Annotated in this window: 19 protein-coding genes; 12 read left to right on the forward strand and 7 right to left on the reverse strand. The window is 72.6% G+C overall.

What is annotated here, in order from left to right; genetic code table 11:
* Window positions 1-3 precede the first annotated feature (3 nt).
* Complete coding sequence (locus ACZ7CF_RS21565; RefSeq protein WP_470370380.1) at window positions 4-1020, reverse strand: gamma-glutamylcyclotransferase; 1017 nt, start codon at window positions 1018-1020, stop codon at window positions 4-6.
* A 465-nt stretch (window positions 1021-1485) separates the two neighbouring features.
* Here ACZ7CF_RS21565 and ACZ7CF_RS21570 point away from each other — a divergent pair, with 465 nt between their 5' ends.
* From ACZ7CF_RS21570 to ACZ7CF_RS21585, 4 genes are read left to right on the forward strand one after another with little or no spacing between them, the layout of a single operon-like run.
* Entirely contained in the window at window positions 1486-1884 is a 399-nt protein-coding gene (locus ACZ7CF_RS21570) for a TOBE domain-containing protein (RefSeq protein WP_470370381.1), read from the forward strand.
* A gap of 17 nt (window positions 1885-1901) precedes the next feature.
* The gene (gene modA, locus ACZ7CF_RS21575; protein WP_470370382.1) at window positions 1902-2639 is read left to right on the forward strand and encodes a molybdate ABC transporter substrate-binding protein; all 738 of its coding nucleotides are present in this window, start codon (window positions 1902-1904) and stop codon (window positions 2637-2639) included.
* Complete coding sequence (modB, locus tag ACZ7CF_RS21580; RefSeq protein WP_360389656.1) at window positions 2636-3424, forward strand: molybdate ABC transporter permease subunit; 789 nt, start codon at window positions 2636-2638, stop codon at window positions 3422-3424. Before modA ends, modB begins: the two co-directional genes overlap by 4 nt.
* Window positions 3421-4467 carry an ABC transporter ATP-binding protein gene (locus tag ACZ7CF_RS21585; RefSeq protein WP_360389653.1) on the forward strand — a complete coding sequence of 349 codons (1047 nt, stop codon included), beginning with the start codon at window positions 3421-3423 and terminating at the stop codon, window positions 4465-4467. The genes modB and ACZ7CF_RS21585 overlap by 4 nt, the downstream gene beginning before the upstream one ends.
* 32 nt (window positions 4468-4499) lie before the next feature.
* Here ACZ7CF_RS21585 and ACZ7CF_RS21590 read toward each other — a convergent pair whose 3' ends face one another.
* The 4 genes from ACZ7CF_RS21590 to ACZ7CF_RS21605 all read right to left on the reverse strand — a co-directional run bounded on the left by ACZ7CF_RS21590 (window position 4500) and on the right by ACZ7CF_RS21605 (window position 9093).
* Complete coding sequence (locus tag ACZ7CF_RS21590) at window positions 4500-5411, reverse strand: ArsR/SmtB family transcription factor (RefSeq protein ID WP_470370383.1); 912 nt, start codon at window positions 5409-5411, stop codon at window positions 4500-4502.
* 199 nt (window positions 5412-5610) lie between these two features.
* Window positions 5611-7023, reverse strand: coding sequence for a rifampin monooxygenase (gene rox, locus ACZ7CF_RS21595; RefSeq protein ID WP_470370384.1), 1413 nt, complete (start codon window positions 7021-7023; stop codon window positions 5611-5613).
* Between the two features lie 136 nt (window positions 7024-7159).
* Entirely contained in the window at window positions 7160-7885 is a 726-nt protein-coding gene (locus ACZ7CF_RS21600) for a TauD/TfdA family dioxygenase (RefSeq protein WP_470370385.1), read from the reverse strand.
* Window positions 7882-9093 carry an MFS transporter gene (locus ACZ7CF_RS21605; RefSeq protein ID WP_470370386.1) on the reverse strand — a complete coding sequence of 404 codons (1212 nt, stop codon included), beginning with the start codon at window positions 9091-9093 and terminating at the stop codon, window positions 7882-7884. The genes ACZ7CF_RS21600 and ACZ7CF_RS21605 overlap by 4 nt, the downstream gene beginning before the upstream one ends.
* Before the next feature lie 88 nt (window positions 9094-9181).
* Here ACZ7CF_RS21605 and ACZ7CF_RS21610 point away from each other — a divergent pair, with 88 nt between their 5' ends.
* From ACZ7CF_RS21610 to ACZ7CF_RS21630, 5 genes are read left to right on the forward strand one after another with little or no spacing between them, the layout of a single operon-like run.
* Window positions 9182-10165: an ABC transporter substrate-binding protein gene (locus ACZ7CF_RS21610; protein WP_470370387.1), complete on the forward strand. Its 984-nt coding sequence runs from the start codon at window positions 9182-9184 to the stop codon at window positions 10163-10165.
* Entirely contained in the window at window positions 10158-11207 is a 1050-nt protein-coding gene (locus ACZ7CF_RS21615) for a FecCD family ABC transporter permease (protein WP_360389638.1), read from the forward strand. The genes ACZ7CF_RS21610 and ACZ7CF_RS21615 overlap by 8 nt, the downstream gene beginning before the upstream one ends.
* A complete protein-coding gene (locus ACZ7CF_RS21620; protein ID WP_470370388.1) occupies window positions 11204-11971 on the forward strand; it encodes an ABC transporter ATP-binding protein in 768 nt (255 codons plus the stop codon). Before ACZ7CF_RS21615 ends, ACZ7CF_RS21620 begins: the two co-directional genes overlap by 4 nt.
* Window positions 11972-11981: 10 nt before the next feature.
* Complete coding sequence (locus ACZ7CF_RS21625; RefSeq protein ID WP_360389633.1) at window positions 11982-12782, forward strand: Rossmann-like domain-containing protein; 801 nt, start codon at window positions 11982-11984, stop codon at window positions 12780-12782.
* Window positions 12779-13825, forward strand: a complete 1047-nt coding sequence (locus ACZ7CF_RS21630; RefSeq protein WP_458431732.1) for a pyridoxal-phosphate dependent enzyme — start codon at window positions 12779-12781, stop codon at window positions 13823-13825. The genes ACZ7CF_RS21625 and ACZ7CF_RS21630 overlap by 4 nt, the downstream gene beginning before the upstream one ends.
* Before the next feature lie 189 nt (window positions 13826-14014).
* Here the strand turns inward: ACZ7CF_RS21630 and ACZ7CF_RS21635 are convergent, their stop codons facing one another.
* A complete protein-coding gene (locus ACZ7CF_RS21635) occupies window positions 14015-16324 on the reverse strand; it encodes a beta-xylosidase/alpha-l-arabinosidase (protein WP_470370389.1) in 2310 nt (769 codons plus the stop codon).
* Window positions 16325-16338: 14 nt separating this feature from the next.
* Window positions 16339-17352: a LacI family DNA-binding transcriptional regulator gene (locus ACZ7CF_RS21640; RefSeq protein WP_360389627.1), complete on the reverse strand. Its 1014-nt coding sequence runs from the start codon at window positions 17350-17352 to the stop codon at window positions 16339-16341.
* Window positions 17353-17493: 141 nt separating this feature from the next.
* Here ACZ7CF_RS21640 and ACZ7CF_RS21645 point away from each other — a divergent pair, with 141 nt between their 5' ends.
* The 3 genes from ACZ7CF_RS21645 to ACZ7CF_RS21655 are packed head-to-tail and all read left to right on the forward strand — an operon-like array spanning window position 17494 to window position 20574.
* A complete protein-coding gene (locus ACZ7CF_RS21645) occupies window positions 17494-18780 on the forward strand; it encodes an ABC transporter substrate-binding protein (RefSeq protein WP_360389625.1) in 1287 nt (428 codons plus the stop codon).
* Window positions 18780-19757, forward strand: a complete 978-nt coding sequence (locus ACZ7CF_RS21650; protein ID WP_360389622.1) for a carbohydrate ABC transporter permease — start codon at window positions 18780-18782, stop codon at window positions 19755-19757. Before ACZ7CF_RS21645 ends, ACZ7CF_RS21650 begins: the two co-directional genes overlap by 1 nt.
* Window position 19758: 1 nt before the next feature.
* Window positions 19759-20574 carry a carbohydrate ABC transporter permease gene (locus tag ACZ7CF_RS21655; RefSeq protein ID WP_458431735.1) on the forward strand — a complete coding sequence of 272 codons (816 nt, stop codon included), beginning with the start codon at window positions 19759-19761 and terminating at the stop codon, window positions 20572-20574.
* Window positions 20575-20594 lie beyond the last annotated feature (20 nt).

A 20594-nucleotide genomic window follows, 5' to 3' on the forward strand; every position in this document is an offset into this window, starting at 1 on the left:
CCTTCAGTCCGTCTTGGCGAGGTATGCCCACGCGGGCCCGGAACCGAGCGCCACGAGCACGCGCCGGTAGTCGTCGACCTCGTACACGTCCGCCGCGGCCAGCTCCTCGGCGGTGACGGTCAGGACGGTGCCCTTGGTGGTGTCGGCGGGGTCGCCGGTGCGGCGGACGATCGGGTGCCGGTCGGTGCCGCTGACCGCGACCACGTCCGGGTCGGTGATCGTGACCCAGTCCTGCCGGTGGCCGGGCAGCAGGTCCGGCTCGCCCGCGAGCACGCGGCCGAAGCGTTCGCGTTGCACCGCCTCCAGCTGCAGGGTGCCGTAGGAGAACAGCCGGGCGGTGGCGCCGGCCGGGCCGCCGATGCGGCGCAGCACGGGGTGCGCGACGTCGTCGTTGCCGACCACGACGGTGGCCCTGCCGACGGGGTTCGCCTCGGCGAGGTACCGGCGGCTCGCGGCGTGGTAGCGGTGCTCGAACGTGTGCGCCGCCTCCACCGCGCCGCCCAGCAGTTCGGCGTCCCGCCGGGTGCCGCGGGTCTTGGCGACCTCGAACGCCGTGTCGACGAAGACGACCTCGTCCCAGGTCAGGTCGCGTTGCAGGAAGCTGCCGTCCACGACGAGGACGAGGTCGTCGGCGGCGGTCAGCGGCGGTTCGTCGACCGGGGTGTCGGCGCGCAGGTCGAGGATGCGCTCGCGGTAGCGGCGGTCACCACCGGGACCGAGCGGGCCGAGGACCTCGCGGGCGACCGCGGCGAAGTCGTAGGCGTCGGCGTAGTAGCCGTCCGCGGAGTCGCGGCCCCGCCGGTGGCGGTGGGCGCGCGGGTGGTGGAAGCCGTCCATGGACAGGTGGGCGGCGGGACGGCCCCGCTCGGCGACGGCGGCGGTGAGCTCGCGGGCCAGGGTGGTCTTGCCGGCCGCGGTGACGCCGTCGACGGCCACGCGCAGCGGGTGTCCGGGGTCCCGGCTCGCGAGGTGGTCGGCGATCCGGGCCACGACCCTGGCCCGCGCCGTGGAAGTGATCATGGGATCAGGGTACGGGCGGGGGGTGAGCGGGACGCGGGGTGCCAGGGGTGCGCCTGGGAGCGGGACGCGGGCGCGCTGGGGGTGTGCGGGGGTGCGGGGCGGGCTGGGCTGAGCGGGACGCGGGGTGCGCGGGGTGCGGGCGCGCTGGGGGTGTGCGGGGGTGCGGGACGCGCTGGGGGTGTGCGGGGGTGCGGGGCGGGCTGGGCTGAGCGGGACGCGGGTGCGCCGGGGGTGTGCGGGGGTGCGGGCGCGCTGGGCTGAGCGGGACGCGGGGTGCGCGGGGTGCGGGCGCGCTGGGGCGCGCGGGATTGCGGGACGCGGGTGCACCGGCACGCGGGTGCGGTGGCTGGCGGGGGCAGGACGTGCGGTGGTGCGCCGGACGGGCGAGCACCCGGCGGTGTGTTCCGCAGAAGCCGCAATCGGGTGGCTCTTGTGTCCGCAGGCGCGGGACATAGGATGCGCATCATGCCGAATCTGCGGATCACCGAGGCCGCCGCCCTCCTGGGCGTCAGCGACGACACCGTGCGCCGGTGGGTCGACCAGGGGCGGCTCGCGGCCACCGTGGCCGAGAACGGGCGCAAGGCGATCGACGGCAAGGAGCTCGCGGCGTTCGCGCAGCGGGTGGCCGAGGGCGCCGAGGCGGGGGCGACGGTGGCGGCGTCGGCGCGCAACCGGATGCGGGGGATCGTGACGCGCGTGCTCAAGGACGGTGTGATGGCGCAGGTCGAGATGCAGGCTGGGCCGTTCCGGGTCGTGTCGCTCATGAGCAGGGAGGCCGCGGACGAGCTCGGCCTCGAGGCCGGGAGCGTGGCGGTCGCGTCGATCAAGTCCACCCACGTCGTCGTCGAGATCCCGGAGGCCTGACCGTGCGTCGTCCGCTCGTGGCACTCATCGCACTGGGGCTCGCGGGGTGCGGGTCCGCCGAGCCGGCGGCCGGGGGGATCGGCGGGGACGTCACGGTGTTCGCCGCCGCGTCGCTCACCGAGACGTTCACGGCGCTGGGCAGGGACTTCGAGGCCGCCCACCCCGGCACGAGGGTCAGGTTCAACTTCGGCGGCAGCTCGGCGCTCGCCCAGCAGCTCACCAACGGCGCGCCCGCCGACGTGTTCGCCAGTGCCGCGCCCGCGAACCTCCAGCAGGTCGCCGACACCGGGGCGATCACCGAGGCGCCGCGCACGTTCGCGAGGAACAGGCTGCGGATCGTGGTGCCCAAGGGCAACCCGGGGAAGGTCACCGGGCTGGCCGACTTCGCCGACCGGGACCGCAAGATCGCCCTGTGCGCGGAGCAGGTGCCGTGCGGTGCCGCCGCCAAGAAGGTCTTCGGCCTCGCCGGGGTGACCCCGCAGCCGGACACGCTGGAGCAGGACGTCAAGGCGGTGCTCACCAAGGTCTCGCTCGGTGAGGTCGACGCGGCCCTGGTCTACAAGACCGACGTCCAGGCCGCGGGGGACAGGGTCGAGGGCATCGCTTTCAGCGAAGCCGACCAGGCCGTCAACGACTACCCGATCGCGCCGCTCGCCAAGGCCCCCAACGCCGCCGCTGCCCGTGCCTTCGTCGAGCTCGTGCTGTCGGAGAAGGGCCGGTCCGCGCTGAGCGCCGCCGGGTTCGACGGGCTGTGACCAGGCGTCACCGGCTGCCGGTCGTCCTCCTGCTGCCCGCGCTGCTCGGGCTGGCGTTCCTGCTGGTGCCGCTGGCCGGGTTGCTGGTGAAGGCGCCGTGGACCGAGCTGCCGGGGCTGCTCAGCGCCGAGGTCGGGGAGGCGTTGCGGCTCAGCCTGGTCTGCGCGTCGCTGGCCACCGCGCTGTGCCTGGTGCTCGGCATCCCGCTGGCCTGGCTGCTCGCGCGCTCGGGGCTGCCGGGGCGGGGGTTCCTGCGTGCGCTCGTCACCGTGCCGCTGGTGCTGCCGCCGGTGGTGGGCGGTGTGGCGTTGCTGCTGGTGCTGGGGCGGCGCGGGCTGGTCGGGCAGCACCTGGACGCGTGGTTCGGGATCTCGCTGCCGTTCACGACGGCCGGGGTGGTGCTCGCGGAGGCGTTCGTGGCGATGCCGTTCCTCGTGATCTCCGTCGAGGGGGCGCTGCGGGCCGCCGACCCGCGGTTCGAGGAGGCCGCCGCCACGCTCGGGGCGTCGCGGTGGCTCACGTTCCGGCGGGTCACCCTGCCGTCGGTGCTGCCCGGTGTGGTCGCGGGCGCGGTGCTGTGCTGGGCGCGGGCGCTGGGCGAGTTCGGTGCCACGATCACGTTCGCGGGCAACTTCCCCGGCGAGACCACGACCATGCCGCTGGCCGTCTACCTCGCCCTGGAGACGGACCCGGACGCCGCTGTCGTGCTGAGCGTGGTGCTGCTGGTGGTGTCCGTGGGCGTGCTGGCCGGTCTGCGCGACCGGTGGATCAGCGGGCCGTCATGACCCTGACCGCGTCTCTGCGGGTCACCCGCGCGCACTTCGACCTGGACCTCGACCTCACCATCGCCCCCGGCGAGGTGGTGGCGCTGCTCGGCCCGAACGGCGCGGGCAAGACGACCGCGTTGCGCGCGCTGGCCGGGCTGCAGCAGCTGACCGGCGGGCGGATCGCGGTGGGGGAGTCGGTCTGGGACGGTCCCGGCCGGTACCTGCCGGCCGAGGAACGCCCGATCGGCGTGGTGTTCCAGGACTACCTGCTCTTCGCGCACATGTCGGCGCTGGAGAACGTCGCGTTCGGCCTGCGCGCACGGGGCACCCGCAGGGCCGAGGCCCGTGCGGTGGCCGCGACCTGGCTCGACCGCGTCGGCCTCGCGGGCCACGCCGGGGCGAAGCCGCGCGCGTTGTCCGGCGGCCAGGCCCAGCGGGTGGCGCTGGCCCGTGCCCTCGCCACCGGCCCGAGCCTGCTCCTGCTCGACGAACCGCTGGCCGCCCTCGACGCGAGCACCCGCCTCCAGGTGCGTGCCGAGCTCGGCCGGGTGCTCACCGGCTTCACCGGTCACACCCTGCTCGTCACGCACGACCCGCTCGACGCCATGGTGCTGGCCGACCGCCTGGTGATCCTGGAGGACGGCCGCGCCGTCCAGGAGGGACCGCCCGCGGAGGTCGCCCGCCGCCCGCGCACCGACTACGTGGCGAACCTCGTCGGCCTCAACCTCTACCGCGGCACCGCCGACGGCACCGCGGTGGCGCTGGACGAGGGCGGCACCCTGGTCGTCGCCACGCCCGCGCACGGCGCGGTGCACGTGGCGTTCCCGCCCACCGCCGTGGGCCTGCACCTCGACCGGCCCACCGGCAGCCCGCGCAACACGTGGCCGGTGACCGTGGCCGCCGTCGAACAGCACGCCCACACCACGCGGGTGCGGCTGGACGGGGCGCCGTCGGTGCTCGCCGACATCACGACGGCGACCCTCGCCGAGCTGCGGCTGCGGCCGGGGGACGAGGTGTGGGCGGCGGTGAAGGCGACCGAGACGCACACGTACCCGGTCTGACCCCCACCGCCGGCATGACCTCCCGACGCTGCTCAGTGGTGGTCGTGCCGGCACAGCAGCGCCGACCCGAGCGCCGTCCGCCGGTGCAGCACGGACAGTCCCCGCCGGACCGTCGTGAGCAGACCTGCCTCCCGCAGCACGGTCGTGTGCCGGCTGACCGTGGACGGCGACGCCCCCAGCCGCGCCGCCAGCTCCGTCGTCGTCGCCCCCGTGCCCACCGCCGCCAGCACCGACGAGCGGGTGGTGCCCAGCAGCGCGGCCAGCGCGCCCTCCGGCCGGCTGCCGGAGGAGAGCTGGCGGCGCCACGTCCAGTCGTGGTGCACCGGGTAGACGAGCGTGGGCGGCAGACCGGGGTCGGCCAGCGCGACCGGTGTGCGGCGGCAGAAGTACGACGGCACCAGCCGCAGGCCGCGGCCGCCGAGGTGCAGGTCGCGGTCGTAGGAGTACTGCACCTCCAGCACGGGTGGGCGCCAGTTCATCAACGGCCACATGCCGCGCAGCAGGCCCTCGACACCGTCGAAGCCCGCGCGGTGCACGCGGTCGGTCTCCACCGCGTCCTCGACCAGGTCGGTGTACGGCTCGATCACGGCGCAGTGGTAGCGGGCGAGGGTGCCGGTGAGGTCCTCCAGTGCCGCGCCGTCGCCCTCCACGAGCGGACGCGTCCACTCCGGAGTCGGGCGGATCGCGGCCAGCAGCGAGAACTCCGCGCGCAGGCGGGCGCGCGGAGTCGACCTGATCGCGGCGAGCGCGCTGGACAGCCCGTGCGCACCCTCGGGCGGTGTGAGGAAGTCCGGGAAGTAGGGGCCCAGCGGTGCCAGCACGGACAGCACGCCCACGCCGGCGCGGACCGCCTCCCGCGCGGGGCCGCGCCGGACCGCGCGCAACCACGGCTCGAACAGCAGGCCGCTGTCCCGCTCGGTCAGCCGCAACCAGCTGAACACCATCTCCCACAACGGATCGACGTGATCCGCGACCTGCGTCCGCTCCAGATCTCCTGCCGAGAAATGGATACGCAGCAAAAGCAACCTCCCCCTGAACAGGTCACCGCCAGCAACCGTACCGGGGGAGTCAATCCCTTGTGCCGCACCCGTCTGCGGGGTGGTGGTCTCCCGGCGCCGCACCGGCGCTCAGGCGCTCAGGCGCTCAGGCGCCGAACCAGCGGGGCAGCGCCACCTCCAGGTCGTCCTGGTCGTCACCGGCCCACGCGACGTGCCCGTCCGGCCGCAGCAGCACGGCGGGCACGTCCAGCTCCTCGCTCACGTCGACCACGTGGTCGACCCGGTCAGCCCAGCCCCGCGCCGAGAGCCTGCCGGTCTGGTCGAGCAGCAGGCCGCGGGCGGTGCGTTGCAGCTCGAACAGGCGGCCGTCCTTGAGCCGCACGTCCTTCAGCCGCCGCCCGACCAGCGGGTGGTCGCTGCCGAAGTCGTAGCGGATGCCGACCGCGGTGATCTTCTCGATCAGGTGGCGGGTGACGCCCTCCAGGTCCATCAGCTCGCCGAGCAGCCTGCGCACCGCCTGCGGACCCGGTTCCGGTGTCATCAGCTGCACCTGCGCGCGGGTGTTGTCCAGCACGGCGGCGCCCACCGGGTGCCGTTCGGCGTGGTAGCTGTCGAGCAGGTCGGCGGGCGCCCAGCCGCGGACCGCCGCGGCGAGCTTCCAGCCGAGGTTCACCGCGTCCTGCACACCGAGGTTGAGGCCCTGGCCACCGGCCGGCGGGTGCACGTGGGCCGCGTCGCCCGCCAGGAACGCCCGGCCGGACCGGTAGCGCTCGGCCTGCCGGGTCGCGTCGCTGAACCGGGACGTCCAGCGCGGCGAGTGCACGCCGAAGTCCGTGCCCGCGACGGCGACCAGGCGGCGCCGGAAGTCGTCCAGGGTCGGCGGCGTGCGGTCCTGCCGGACGTCATCGGCCGAGACGACAACGCGGAACGTGTCGCCCATCGGGCCCACGCCGAACCACGGGTTGGTCCTGCGGATCTCCGCCACCCGCGCCGTGAGCTCGTCGAGCGGCATCGTCACCTGCATCTCGCCCAGCAGCGTCTCCAGCCGGGCGGGTTCGCCGGGGAAGCCGATGCCGAGCAGCTTGCGGACCGTGCTGCGGCCGCCGTCGCAGCCCACCAGGTAGCGGCCGCGCACCGTGCTCCCGTCGGCCATCGCGGCCGTCACGCCCTCGTCGTCCTGCGTCAGGCCCACGACCTCGCTGCCGCGCCGGACCTCGGCGCCCAGCCCGACGGCGTGCTCGGTGAGCAGCCGGTCGGTCAGCGGCTGCGGGATGCCGAGGATGTAGCCGTGCGCGGTGTCCATGTCCGCGGGCCACGGCTTGAGGATGCCGGCGAAGAACCCGCCCGCCTCGTGCTTCGTCCCCAGCTCCAGGAACTTCTCCAGCAGCCCCCGCTGGTCCATCAGCTCGATGCTGCGCACGTGCAGGCCGAGCGCCCGCACCACCGGCGTCGGCTGCTGCTCCCGTTCCAGCACGACCACGCGCACACCGTGCAGGCGCAGCTCCCCGGCCAGCATGAAGCCGGTGGGCCCGCCGCCGACGATGATCACGTCATACATGTGTTGCTCCCCCGTTCACCAAGCAATGCGCGGTGAAGTGTGGGGCAGGCACGGGGTCTTGTGGCAAGGCCCCCTGTGCGCTATATGTTGAAGTGGGAGGAAGCGCGCTTCCTCCCTTTGTCGTGTGTGGACCCGCTCAGGCTGCGTCGTCCGTGCGGATCGTCTGGATGTGCACCGAGCGTGTGCCGGTGTGCGCGTCGCGGCCGTGCCAGCAGCGGTAGTTGTCGAGCACCAGCACGTCGCCCTCGTCGAGCCGGAACCTCGGCAGTGCCGGCTGCACGCGGGCCACCTCCTCGTCGAGGCGCCGCAGCATCGCCGTGACGTGGTCGCTCCGGGGGTCGCGGTGAAGGGGAGCGGCACCGTCGGTGCGGCGGGTGATGCGCCGCCCGGTGCGCGTGTGCTCGACGTGCCGCGCGACCCGCGGTGTGGCGGGCAGGCCGCGGACGCCGGCCCACTGCCCGTACAGGTCGACGTCGACGTCGGTGAGGAACGCCCGCAGGTCCGCCGGCAGCGAGTCGGTGAACGCGTGCGCGTCGACGACGAACGACTCACCGCCCGACGGCGCCTGCTCGACCAGTTGCAGGAGCACGAAGTCCTCGTCGGGGTGCCGCCGCCGCACCTGCCTGCCGCCGACGTCCACGACGACGTCGAAGCTGTCGGCGTGCAACGGCAGCGGGCCGCCGTCCACGGACCTGCGCGTGCGGTGCGGGTACAGCTCGCGCACCCCGCTGCCGAACAACACCGCCGCCGCCACCGCGAGCGAGCCGGGCTCGACCGGCAGCCCGGTGAGGACCACCGCGCCGGTGCCGGTCAGCGCGGCACGGGCCTGGGGCGAGGTGGCCGGCAGCCGGGCCGGGATCACGACCTGGCCCGGAAGTCGCGCGCCGACGGGACCAGCGCGGCCACCGCGGGAGCGGCGAAGCAGACCACGGCGCACCCGGCGAGCACCGCGGTGGCACCGAAGTGCGCGATGGCGGGGGCGATCAGCGCCAGGCCGACGGGCGCGAGGCCGTACGACATCAGGAAGTCCAAAGAGGACACGCGGGCGAGCTTGGACGGTTCGACCTCGCGCTGGGTGGCGGTGAACCACGGCACGTTGAACAGCTCGATGCCGACACCGGCCACCGCGTAGGCGGCGAGCACGACCGCCGGGTGCACCGGCAGCAGCAGGCTCAGCGGCGCGAACCCGTACAGCGCCAGGCCCGCGAACGCCGTCCAGCCCGCGTGCTTCGGCCGCCAGCGCGCGATCAGCAGGGCGCCGGCGAGCGCGCCGAGCGTGTAGGCGGTGAGGGCGCCGGCGAGCACGGCCTCCGTGCCGTAGCGGTCGCGGCTGACCAGCGGCAGCACCACGCCGGTCGCGGAGTAGCCGGTGGCGATCACGGCCGTCAGCGCGCCCAGGCCGGCCAGGAACCAGGGGTGCCGGCGGGCCTCCCGCACGCCCTCGGCGAACTCGGCGAAGAACCGCGGCCTGCCCGCCGTGCCCGCGAAGTCGTTGCCGCGCGGCGGAACCAGCGCCGCCACCAGCCACAGCGCGCCGATGCCGAGCAGCAGCGCCTCCGTGGTCGCGACGAGCGCGAGCAACGCGGTGAGGCCGGGTGCGACGAGCGTCGTGACGCGGACCGAGAGTGTCATCGCGGCGTTGGCCCGCTGGCGCTGGTCCTCGTGCACCACCTCGGCGGTCAGCGCCTGGAACGCCGGGCGGCACGCGCCCTGGCCCGCGCCCATCGCCACCGCGGCAACCGCCATGAGCGGCAGGGAGCTCCCGACGAAGAACGCGAGCACCGGTGCCGCGACGGCCGCCGTGAGCCCCGACCAGAGCACCACGCGGCGACGGGCGTAGCGGTCGGCCAGCACGCCGCTGATCGGCACCGCGGCGAGGAACCCGGCGGTGCGTGCGGCCAGCAGCACGCCCAGCTCCACCGCGGTGAGGGTGCGGTCGAGCACGGCCAGGCCGAGCACGAACGGCAGCGCCCAGGTGGCGATGCCGGACGCGGTGGTCGCCGTCCAGAGCCGCAGGAACGCCACGTTCCTGAGCACGGGGGCGGGTGGGGGCAGTGTGTCGTGAACCACGCGGCCGACCTTCCGGATTGGGGCTTGTGTTGAAAATGGTTGTCGTTACAGTAACGGACACCGCTGTCGTCTCGCACTGGAGGATCCGATGTCACACGCCGCCCGGCTCGGCCTGGCGCTCACCGCCGCGGCGTTCGTCGCCGGCTGCGCCGCACCGGGAGGAGGGGCTGCGCCGGCGTCGTCGGTCGTGGTCGACAGCTGCGGCAAGCAGCTGACCTTCACCGGCACGCCGCAGCGGGTCGTCACGCTGGACCAGAACTCCACGGAAACCCTGCTGGCACTGGGGGTCGCCGACCGCATGGCGGGCACGGCCAACCTCAAGACCAAGGTGTCGCCCAGGTTCGCCGAGGCCTACGCGAAGATCCCGGTGCTCTCACCGAAGGTGCTGACCTCCGAACCGTTGCGCGCGGCGAACCCGGACGTCGTGGTGTCGTCGTTCGAGGAGCACTTCACCACCGACCGCGCCGGCACCCGCGACGAGCTCGCGGAGCTGGGCGTGCCGAGCTACGTCAGCGCGGTGAACTGCCCGGACGGCACCACGCCGCCGTTCGAACGGCTGTTCCGCGACTACGAGAACTTCGGCAAGTTCCTCGGGGTGGCCGACAAGGCGAACGCGCTTGCCGCCGAACAACGCGCCGCGGTGGCCGAAGTGCAGGCCGCGGGCGCGAAACGACCCAGGGCGCCCAAGGTCGTGTGGATCTACTCGGTGTTCAAGGACGTGCCGTACGTGGCCGGCCGCGACGGCATGCCGAGCCAGATGAGCAAGATCGCGGGCGCGGTCAACGTGTTCGACGACGTCGCGCAGGAGTGGCCGGAGGTGTCGTGGGAGGAGATCGCGCGGCGCAACCCCGACGTGATCGTGGTCGGTGACCTGTCCGAACGCGGCAACCCCGGTGACAAGGCGAGCGAGAAGCTCGCCATGATGCGCGAGCACCCGGCGGTCGCGCAGCTGGACGCGCTGAAGGGCGGCAGGGTCATCGAGCTGCCCGGCATCGAGATGGACCCGTCGGTGCGCACGGTCGACGCGCTGCGCGCGTTCAGCAAGGGCCTCGACGAGGTCGCGGGTGGCTGACACCGCTGTGCTCGCTGAACCACCCGCACCACCGGAACCGGTCAGGCGCACGCTGACCACGGTGCTGTGCCTCGCTTTCCTGGTCCTCTCGCTCGTGCTCGCCGTCCGCATCGGCGCAGGCACGGGCTGGGCGGAGATCGGCAGGGCCGTCGGTGGGCGCCTCGGGGTGCCGGTCGTGCCGCTGTCCCGGTTGCAGGACTCGCTGATCTGGGACCTGAGGGTGCCGCGGGTGCTGCTCGCCGCGCTGGTGGGCGCCGCGCTCGCCGTGTGCGGTGCCGCGCTGCAGAGCGTCACCCGCAACTCGCTCGCCGACCCCTACCTGCTCGGGGTGTCCTCGGGTGCCTCGACCGGCGCCGTCGTCGTGGTGGTGCTCGGGTTCGGCGGGTCGCGGCTCGGGGTCACGGGAGGTGCGCTGATCGGTGCGCTCGTCGCGTTCTCCGTGCTGATGCTGCTGTTGCGGCGCACCGGGTTGGACTCGGTGCGGGTCGTGCTCACCGGTGTCGTGGTCGGGCAGTTGTTCGCGGCGCTGACGTCGTTGATCCTGCTGTCCTCCGGTGACGCCGACAGCATCCGCGCGGTGACCCACTGGCTGCTCGGGTCGCTGGCGTCGGCGCGCTGGTCGTCGGTCGCCGTGTGCGCGGTCGTGCTCGCACTGGGGTTGCTGGTCGTGTGGTTGTGCTCGGCGGCGCTGGACGGGTTCGCGTTCGGCACCGACACCGCCGCCTCGCTCGGTGTGGACGTGCGGACCACCCGGATCGTGCTGCTGGTGACGACGTCGGTGCTGACCGCCGTCGCCGTGGCGGCCGTCGGGGCGGTCGGGTTCGTCGGGCTGATCGTGCCGCACGGCGTGCGGTTCCTGGTCGGGCCGCTGCACCGGCGGCTGCTGCCGTTGTCGGCGGTGGTCGGCGCGGTGTTCCTGGTGTGGACCGACGCGGTGACGCGCGTGGTGTTCGCGCCGCTGGAGGTGCCGGTCGGCGTGTTCACCGCGCTGCTGGGCGTGCCGCTGTTCCTGCTGGTGCTGCGCAGGAGGGGAGAGCTGTGAGGATCTCCGCGGAGCACCTGGACTGGGGCGTGCCGGGCAAGGCGATCGTGCGGGACGTCGAGCTGGTCGTCGAGCCCGGTGAGACGGTGGGGCTGATCGGCCCCAACGGGTCCGGCAAGTCGTCGCTGCTGCGGTGCCTGGCCGGCCTGCGCACACCGGTCGCCGGAGCCGTGCGCTGGGACGGTGCGGACGTGGCGTCGCTGGGTCCCCGCGACCGCGCGCTGCGGCTGGCCTTCGTCGAGCAGACCGCCGACACCGACAGCGACCTGCGCGTCGCCGAGGTCGTGATGCTCGGCCGCACCGCGCACCGGTCGCGCTGGCGCGGACCGGACGCGCACGACCGGGAGGTGGTCGCGGCCGCGCTGGACCGGCTCGACCTGGCCGACCTCGCGGACCGGCCGTGGAAGCAGCTCTCCGGTGGCGAACGCCAGCGCACGCACCTGGCGCGCGCGCTCGCCCAGGAGACGCGGGCGTTGCTGCTGGACGAGCCGACCAACCACCTGGACGTGCGGCACCAGCTGGAGCTGATGGAGCTCGTCAGCGGCACACCGCAGACCGTCGTGGTGGCGCTGCACGACCTCGCGCAGGCCGCCCGCTACTGCGACCGGCTGGTCCTGCTGCACCGCGGTGCCCTGGTGGCGCAGGGCGGCGCCACCGAGGTGCTGACGGCGCCGTTGTTGCGTGAAGTGTTCGAAGTGGACGCCGAGATCGGTCGCGACGGCCTGGGCCACCTGGCCGTCGGCTACCGCGAACCGGCTCGTTGAAGGGGGAGTTGTGACCACAGTGGATGGTTTGGTCGCCGAGGTGCTCGCGAACAGGCACGGGCCTGATCCGGGAGCCGTGGTGGCGACCAGTGTGTTCTGGGTGCACCACGGCACCCGGCTGGCCGGCGGTGACACCACCTACCGCAACCAGTACGTGCTCGTGCGGATCGGGTCGGCGTTCGGCGCCTGCGCGTTCGCCGAGGGCGAGACCGACCCGGCGGTGTGCGCGGACTACAGCGGCGCGCCGGTCTCCGCGCTGCTGACCGAGGCGCCGGCGCCGGTGCGGGTCGCGGCGCTGGACGCGTACCTCGCCTCGGTCCGTCCACACCGGACCTCGGGCGCCGAACGGGTCGTGCTCCCCGTTGGCACGCCGGAGGAACGGGCTCGTGCCCGTGACGCGGCGGTCGCGGGGCTGCTGGACGTCGAGCCGGGTGCCAAGGTCGCGTTGATCGGTGTGGTGAACCCGTTGGTGGCGGCGATCAGGGACCGCGGGGCCGAGTGCCTGCCGTGCGACCTGTCGTTGCGCACCACCCAGTGGGGCGACCCGGTGACACCGGACATGAGGGACGTCCTCGGTGTCGCCGACGCGGTCGTGGCCACCGGCATGACGATCGGCAACGGCACGTTCGACGAGATCCTGCGCACCTGCCGGTCGCGAGACATACCGCTGGTCGTCTACGCGCAGACCGCCAGTGCCGTCGCCCGGCAGTTCCTGGGCAACGGGGTGACCGCGCTGTCCGCGGAACCGTTCCCGTTCTCCCAGTTCAGCGCCGACGAGACAGTCCTGCACCGCTACCGGACCCGGACGTGAGCCCCGTCGTGGACCACCACATCGCCGACACCCTCAGCCGACCCGCCCTGGTGCGCCTCGACGACCGCACCACCTGCCTGCGGTTCGAGACCATGAAGGTCGCCTCCGCGCTGGCCGCCGTGCGCCACCTGCTGGAGTGCGGCACGGTCTGCGCGGGCGACACGCTCGTGGACAGCTCCAGCGGCATCTACGCCCACGCACTGGCGCTGGCCTGCCACCGGCACGGCCTGCACTGCCACATCGTCGCCTCCACCACCGTGGACAAGACGTTGCGGGCACAGCTGGAGATCCTGGGCGCGACGGTCGAACCCATGCCCGCCACCGCGAGCCTGAAGCTCGACCAGAGCCGCCGGGTCGCGCGGGTGCACGAGATCCTGCGCGACAACCCGCGCCACCACTGGATGCGCCAGTACCACGACGACGTGCACTACCTCGGCTACCGGCCCATCGCCGACGCCGTCCGCGCGGAGCTCGGCCCGGTGCCGCTGACCGTCGTCGGCGGCGTGGGCACGGGCGCGTCGACCGGTGCGCTGGCGAAGTTCCTGCGGGAGTCCGATCCGAGCGTGGAACTGGTCGGCGTGCAACCGTTCGACAGCGTCACGTTCGGCAGCGAGCACGTGCACGACCCGGAGATCATCATCGCCGGTATCGGCAGCTCGATCCCGTTCGCCAACGTCGACCACACCCTGTACGACACCGTGCACTGGGTCGGTTTCGACGCGGCGCTGGCGGGCGCGGTGGCGTTGCTGCGCGAACACGCGATCTTCGCCGGGCTCTCCGCCGGCGCGGCCTACCTCGCGGCGCGGTGGGAACAGCAGCTCGACCCGGACCGGCACGTCGTGCTGCTGGCACCGGACACCGGTCACCGCTACGTGGACGCGGCCTACTCGCGCCACTCCGAGGCGTTGCCGTTGACGGAGCTGGAGCCGCACGACATCACGGCACTGGCCGACATGGACCTGCCGTGGTCGCGGATGCACTGGAACCGCGCCGAGGCACCACCCGCGGCCTCGGCCCGGCAGCCCATCCCCGTCGCATCCTGAGGGGCTCCTTGCTGCCAAGGCGTCTGCAAGTACCACCAACACATGATCGAATCGCCGCTGACCACCACCAACACGTTCGCCGCTCGCCGAAGCAGGCTCCCCTGTCCCCGGGGAACGGGGGAGCTGTTGGTAGTAGGAAGGTGCGTGTTGATGTTGAGTTGGTGGTACTTGCAGATGCTGGGGAGGTGGTCAGTTCAGGTCGAACGTCGGTGTGAACACCCGGTCGAAACCGACCTCGCGGCGCGGACCGGTCATCGTCAGGCCGATCGCCGTGTCGATGTCACCGCTCGACCGGCCCACCCGCAGCTCGACGGCACCGGGGTCGACCTGGCGCCGACCGGCACGGCCGGTGTAGGAGGTCTGGTCGGCGTGCACCACCGCGGTGACGGTGCGGGTCTCGCCCGGTTCGAGGTCGACCTTCACCGCACCGACGAGTGCCTGCACGGGACGGGCGACCTCGGCGACCGGGTCGTGCAGGTACAGCTGCACGACCTCGGTGGTGGGCAGCTCGGTGTCGTTGCGCAGGGTGGTGACCACGCGGCACGTGCCGTCGGTCGGCCACTCCGCCGCGTCGGCCGTCACGGACACCCAGGTGACCGGGGCGTAGGTGAGGCCGTGGCCGAACGGGAACAGCGGGGTCGGGTCGACCGTGCTCACGTCGCTGCGCGCGCCCAGGGGTGCGGTCAGGTAGGTCGACGGCTGGGTGGCACCGGCGCCGGGGAAGCTGACCGGGAGGCGCCCGGACGGGTTCACCCGGCCGCTGAGGACCGCGGCCAGTGCCGCCGCGCCCTCCTCGCCGGGGTAGAAGCCGCACACGGCGGCGGCGAGGCGGTCGATCTGGCGGGACAGCTCGTACGGGCGGCCCGAGAGCAGCACCAGGACGACCGGGGTGCCGGTGGCGATGAGGGCTTCGAGGAGCTCCTCCTGCCGGCCGGGCAGGCGCAGGTCGCTCGCGTCGCAGCCCTCGCCGGAGGACCCGCCGCCGAACAGGCCCGCCTCGTCGCCGAGGACCGCGACGCAGACCTCCGCGCCGGCCGCCGCCTCGACGGCCGCGCGCAGGTCGGCGTCGGTGCCGCCGAGCACGGTGCAGCCGGCGGCGTGCACCACGTCGTGGTCGTCGCCGAGCGCGTCCAGGACGGTCGGCACGTCGATGCCCATCGGCACCTCGGGGTGGTGCTTGCCGACGTGCAGCGGGAACGAGTAGCAGCCCAGCATCGCACCGGGGTCGTTCGCCCGCGGGCCCACCACGGCGACGCGGCGGCGGGAGGTCAGCGGGAGCACGCCCTCGTTGCGCAGCAGCACGATCGAGCGCTCGGCGAGCTGACGGGCGACGGCACGGGAGTCGGCGTCGTCGAGGTCGATGCCCGCGGCACCGTTGTCGGGCTCGGGGGAGAAGTCCGGGTCGAGCAGGCCGAGCTCGCACTTCTGCGCCAGCACGCGGGTCAGCGCCCGGTCCACCAGCGCCTCGTCGACCCGGCCCTCCTGCACGGCGGTCAGCAGCGGGTCGCCGTAGCAGTCCACAGTGGGCAGTTCGACGTCGATGCCGGCGGCGAGCGCCTGTGCCGCGGCGTCCTCCCTGTCGGTCGCCACGGCGTGCAGGCGGTAGAGGAACGGCACGGCGAAGTAGTCGGCCACCACGGTGCCGGTGAAGCCGTAGCCGTCGCGCAGCAGGTCGGTGAGCATCGCGGGGTCGGCCGCGACCGGCACGCCGTCGTTGTCGGTGTAGGAGTTCATCACCGACCGGGCACCCGCGTGCAGGGCCATCTCGAACGGCGGCAGGAGCACGTCGGCCAGCTCGCGCGGGCCGATCGACACCGGCGCGAGGTTGCGGCCGCCCCTGGAGGCCGAGTAACCGGCGAAGTGCTTGAGCGTGGCCACGATCCCCGCGGACTCCAGGCCCGCCACGTAGGCGGCGCCGATGGTGCCGACCAGGTGCGGGTCCTCGGCGATGGTCTCCTCGACCCGGCCCCACCGCAGGTCGCGCGCCACGTCCAGCACCGGCGCGAGACCCTGGTGCACACCGAGGCGGCGCATCGAGTCGCCGATCAGGGACGTCATGCGGCGCACCAGGTCCGGCTCGAACGAGGCGCCCCAGCACAGCGGTGACGGGAAGGCGGTCGCCTGCCACGCGGCCAGGCCGGTGAGGCACTCCTCGTGCACCATCGCGGGAATCCCGAACCGGGTGCTCGCGATGATCTGCCGCTGGCTGCGGGCGAGGCTGTGCGCGCCCACCTCCGGCGCGATCGGCCGGGTGCCGAACACGCGGGTGAGCTGGCCGATGCCGTGGCGGGTCAGCTCGTCGAAGTCCGGCGGCTCCACGATCAGGTCGTGCTGGTGCGGCGCCATCTCGCCCGCCGAGTCGATGCCGACCCAGATGCCCTGCAGCTGCGCGATCTTCTCTGGCAGGGTCATCCTGGCCATCAGGTCGCGGACGCGGTCCGCCGCGGCGGCGTGCGGGTCGCGCCAGAGTTCTGCCGAGGTGGTGGCTTCGGTCGTCACATGATCTCCAGGGGTCAGGAGGACAGCGCTCGGGTCGAGTGCCGGGCGATCAGCTCGGTTCCGAGCGTGATGTGAGTGCCGTCCGGCGTCTCTCCGTTGATGAGCCGGACGAGCAACGAGACCGCGCGGCGCCCCATCTCGCGGATGGGCTGCTCCACGGTCGTCAGCGCGGGGGCGCACAGCGCCGACTCGGGGATGTTGTCGAAGCCGACCACCGACAGGTCCTCCGGCACGCGCAACCCCATTGCCACAGCGGTTTCGATGGCCGCGATGCCGGTGACGTCGTTCGCGGCGAAGATGGCGGTCGGCCGGTCGGGCAGGCTGAGCAGCTCCCGCGCGGACGCGGCCGCCACGTCGCGGTCGTAGTCACCCGGCCGGACCAGGTCCTCGTCCACCTCGACGCCCGCACCCGCGAGCGCCCTGCGGTACCCGGTTTCGCGCTGCTGGGCGGACTTCAGGTCCGCTCGGCCGGTGAGCAGCGCGATCCTGCGGTGGCCCAGCGCCAGCAGGTGCTCGGTGGCGATCCGGCCACCGGTCAGGTTGTCGGAGTCGACGGTCGGCAGCGCCGCCCGCCCGGTGTGCGGGTCGACCGCCACGACCGGGGTGCCCGGCACCTCCTCCAGGTCCACGGCGGGCGTGACGAGCACGGCGCCGTCGACCAGGGTGCCGCTCAACCGGCTCAGGTACCGGCGTTCCCAGCCCTGCGGGTCACCGGTCCGGCCGCCCGCCGAGTAGACGACGAGCTCGAAACCGGTGCCGCGGATGGCATCCGCCGCTCCCTTGAGCAGTTCGGTGCTGAACGGCTCGATGTCGGCGACCAGGATGCCGATGACGTTCGTGCGGTGGTTGCGCAGGCTCTGCGCGACCAGGCTCGCCTCGTAGCCGAGTTCCTTGATCACCGCCGTCACCCGCGCGAACGTGTCGGCGGAGACGCCGTAGCGCTGGTTGAGGACCTTGGACACGGTGGCCACCGAGACGCCGGCCTGAGCGGCGACGTCACGGATGGTGACACGAGAGCGAGGGGGCACGGGGCTGAGACTAGCCGTGTAAAACGTTATCGACAACGATTGACACAGCGACTTCGAAGCGGAATTCTCTCTAGCCACCGCAGGGCATGTGTTCGATCCCGCCCCGTCCTACTCGGCCGAAGTCGTCAGGAGTGGACCCCAATGCGTTCTGTGCACAAGTTGTCCGTCGCTCTCGCCGCAGCCGCGACGCTCGTGCTTGCCGCGTGCAGCGGCTCCAGCGGTGGCGACGCCTCCGCTGACGGTCCGGTCACGCTCACCTGGTGGCACAACCGGACCACTGAACCGATGAAGTCGATCTGGCAGCAGATCGCGGACGACTTCCACAAGACCCACCAGGACGTCTCGTTCACGATCGAGCCGATCCAGAACGAGCAGTTCCAGACCAAGGTGCCCCTGGCCCTGCAGGGCAACACCCCGCCGGACATCTTCCAGCAGTGGGGCGGTGGCGGGCTCGCCTCACAGCTCAGCTCCGGCAAGATCGCGGACATCACGCAGGGCGCCTCCGGTTGGATCGGCCCGCTGGGCCAGGCGGCGCAGGGCTGGCAGGTCAAGGGCAAGCAGTACGGTGTGCCGTACCAGATGCACGCCGTGGGCTTCTGGTACCGCAAGGACCTCTTCGCCACCGCGGGCGTCACCGCGCCACCGTCCACTCTGGACGAGCTGAACGCCGCGGTCGCGAAGCTGAAGACCGCGGGCCTGGTGCCGATCGCGGTCGGCGGCAAGGACCGCTGGCCGGACGCCTTCTACTACAACTACTTCGCGATCCGGCAGTGCTCGGTCGACGCGCTGAAGAAGGCCGTGGAGAAGACCGAGTTCGCCGACCCGTGCTTCACCAAGGCGGGCGAGAACCTCAAGGCGTTCATCGACACCAAGCCGTTCCAGGACGGCTTCGTCGGCACCCCGGCCCAGCAGGGCGCCGGCAGCTCGGCCGGCATGCTCGCCAACGGCAAGGCCGCCATGGAGCTGCAGGGCGACTGGAACCCGGACGTGATGCAGGCCCTGTCGGAGGACAAGGAGCTGGACTCGAAGATCGGCTGGTTCCCGTTCCCGTCGGTGCCCGGCGGCGAGGGTGCGCCGGACGCCGTGCTCGGCGGCGGTGACGGCTTCTCGTGCACCTCGCGTGCGGCCAAGGCCTGCACGGACTTCCTGGGCTACCTGGTGGGCGAAGAGGTGCAGAAGAAGCTCGCGGCGACCGGTTCCGGCCTGCCCGTGCACCCGGCTGCCGTGGCGTCGCTGAAGACCGAGACGCACAAGCAGATCTCCGAGTACGTCACGAAGGCACCGCACCTGCAGTTCTACTTCGACATCGCCTTCCCGACCAACGTCGGCCAGGCGCTGAACGACTCGATCGCCAACTTCTTCGCCGGCCAGGGCGGTCCCGACACGATCGTCCAGTCGGTCTCCAAGGCAGCCGCCGGGAACAAGTGATGAGCACCGCGACCAGTTCGCGGCCGTTGACCGCCCCCAGCTCGCCCGCGCCAGCGGCTGGGGGCACCCGGCGGCGGCGGTCCCGCACCCGCACACGTCTCGAGCTCGCCCTCCTGCTCACACCGGCCCTGGTGCTGTTCGCCGGGTTCGTGCTGGTGCCGATCGGGGTGGCCGCGGTCTACAGCCTGTACTCCTGGAACGGGTTCGGCCCGCTGACCGACTTCGTCGGCCTGAAGAACTACGTCGACGCCTTCTCCGGTGACGTCTTCCAGGGCGCCATCGGGCACAACCTGATCATCGCGTCGTTGTCGATCGTCGTGCAGCTCCCGCTCAGCATCGGCCTCGCGCTGCTGCTCAACCGGAAGCTGCGCGGGCGGACGTTCCTGCGCATGGTGGTCTTCGCGCCGTACGTGCTGTCGGAGGCCGTCACCGCCGTCATCTGGCTGCTGATGCTGCAACCGGGCGGGTTCGTCGACGAGGTCCTGCGGTCGGCAGGCCTCGGCTCGCTGGTCCAGCAGTGGCTGGCCGACCCGTCGATCGTGCTCTACACGCTGTTCGTCGTGATCACGTGGAAGTACATCGGGTTCGGCGTGATCCTGCTGCTGGCCGGGCTCCAGGGAGTGCCGCCCGAGCTGCGGGAGGCCGCCGCCCTCGACGGGGCGACCGCGTGGCAGACCACCCGGCACGTCGTGCTCCCGTTGCTGGGACCCACGATCCGCGTGTGGATCTTCCTGTCGGTGATCGGCTCGCTGCAGCTGTTCGACCTCGTGTGGATCATGACGCTCGGCGGTCCCGCCAACGCGTCCTCGACCATGGCGACCTACCTGATCGACCACGGCTTCAAGCGCTACGAGTTCGGCTTCGGCAGCGCCGTCGCGGTGATCCTCTTCATCATCTGCTTCACGTTCGCGTTGTTCTACCAGCGGTTCGCGCTGCGCAGGGACACCGAGGGCGCCTTGACCAGGGCGGTGGGCTGAGTTGTCACGTCGCAACACCGCGGGCTACCTCGCCGCGTTCGCCGTCGTGGGCATCACGGTGGTGCCGCTGCTCTTCGTGCTGCTGGGCGGGTTCCGCACCACGGCGCAGATCAACTCCGCACCGGCGGGCCTCCCCGGCCCGTGGGTGTGGGAGAACTACGCCGAGGTCGCGACCTCACCGGTGTTCTGGCGGTTGCTGGGCAACAGCGCGCTGATCGCCGTGATCGCGACGACCCTGGCGGTCGTGCTGGGGGCGATGGCGGCGTTCGCGTTGTCCCGCTATGCCTTCCGCGGCAGGGAGGCGTTCTACACGCTGTTCACGCTCGGCCTGCTGTTCCCGCTGGGAGTGGCGACCCTGCCGCTGTACCTGTGGCTGCGCCAGCTCGGTCTGCTGGAGAACCCGCTCGGTGTCGCGATCCCGGAGGCGGCGTTCTCGCTGCCGATCACGATCGTGATCCTGCGGCCGTTCATGCACGCCATCCCGGCCGAGCTGGAGGACGCCGCGCTGCTCGACGGCGCGGCCAAGCTCGGGTTCTTCTGGCGGATCCTGCTGCCGCTGTCGGGGCCCGCGCTGTCGACCGTGTCCGTGCTCGCGTTCGTCAGCAGCTGGAACTTCTTCCTGCTGCCGTTGCTCGTGTTCAACGACTCCAGCAACTTCACCCTGCCGCTGGGCGTTGCCATGTTCCAGTCGGAGCACACCCAGGACACCGCGAAGGTGCTCGCCTTCACCGCGTTGTCCATGATCCCGGCGCTCACGTTCTTCGTGCTCGCCGAACGACGGATGGTCGGTGGCCTGACCGGTTCGGTGAAGGGCTGACACCTCGGAGGAGCTCGACG

The sequence above is a fragment of the Lentzea sp. NPDC036955 genome, assembly GCF_055608005.1.

Bases quoted from the DNA above. Each gene is read 5' to 3' on its own strand.
- ACZ7CF_RS21565 (WP_470370380.1), bottom strand. From the start codon at position 1,020: ATGATCACTTCCACGGCGCGGGCCAGGGTCGTGGCCCGGATCGCCGAC.
- ACZ7CF_RS21570 (WP_470370381.1), top strand. From the start codon at position 1,486: ATGCCGAATCTGCGGATCACCGAGGCCGCCGCCCTCCTGGGCGTCAGC.
- ACZ7CF_RS21585 (WP_360389653.1), top strand. From the start codon at position 3,421: ATGACCCTGACCGCGTCTCTGCGGGTCACCCGCGCGCACTTCGACCTG.
- ACZ7CF_RS21590 (WP_470370383.1), bottom strand. From the start codon at position 5,411: ATGGTGTTCAGCTGGTTGCGGCTGACCGAGCGGGACAGCGGCCTGCTG.
- rox (WP_470370384.1), bottom strand. From the start codon at position 7,023: ATGTATGACGTGATCATCGTCGGCGGCGGGCCCACCGGCTTCATGCTG.
- ACZ7CF_RS21610 (WP_470370387.1), top strand. From the start codon at position 9,182: ATGTCACACGCCGCCCGGCTCGGCCTGGCGCTCACCGCCGCGGCGTTC.
- ACZ7CF_RS21645 (WP_360389625.1), top strand. From the start codon at position 17,494: ATGCGTTCTGTGCACAAGTTGTCCGTCGCTCTCGCCGCAGCCGCGACG.
- ACZ7CF_RS21650 (WP_360389622.1), top strand. From the start codon at position 18,780: ATGAGCACCGCGACCAGTTCGCGGCCGTTGACCGCCCCCAGCTCGCCC.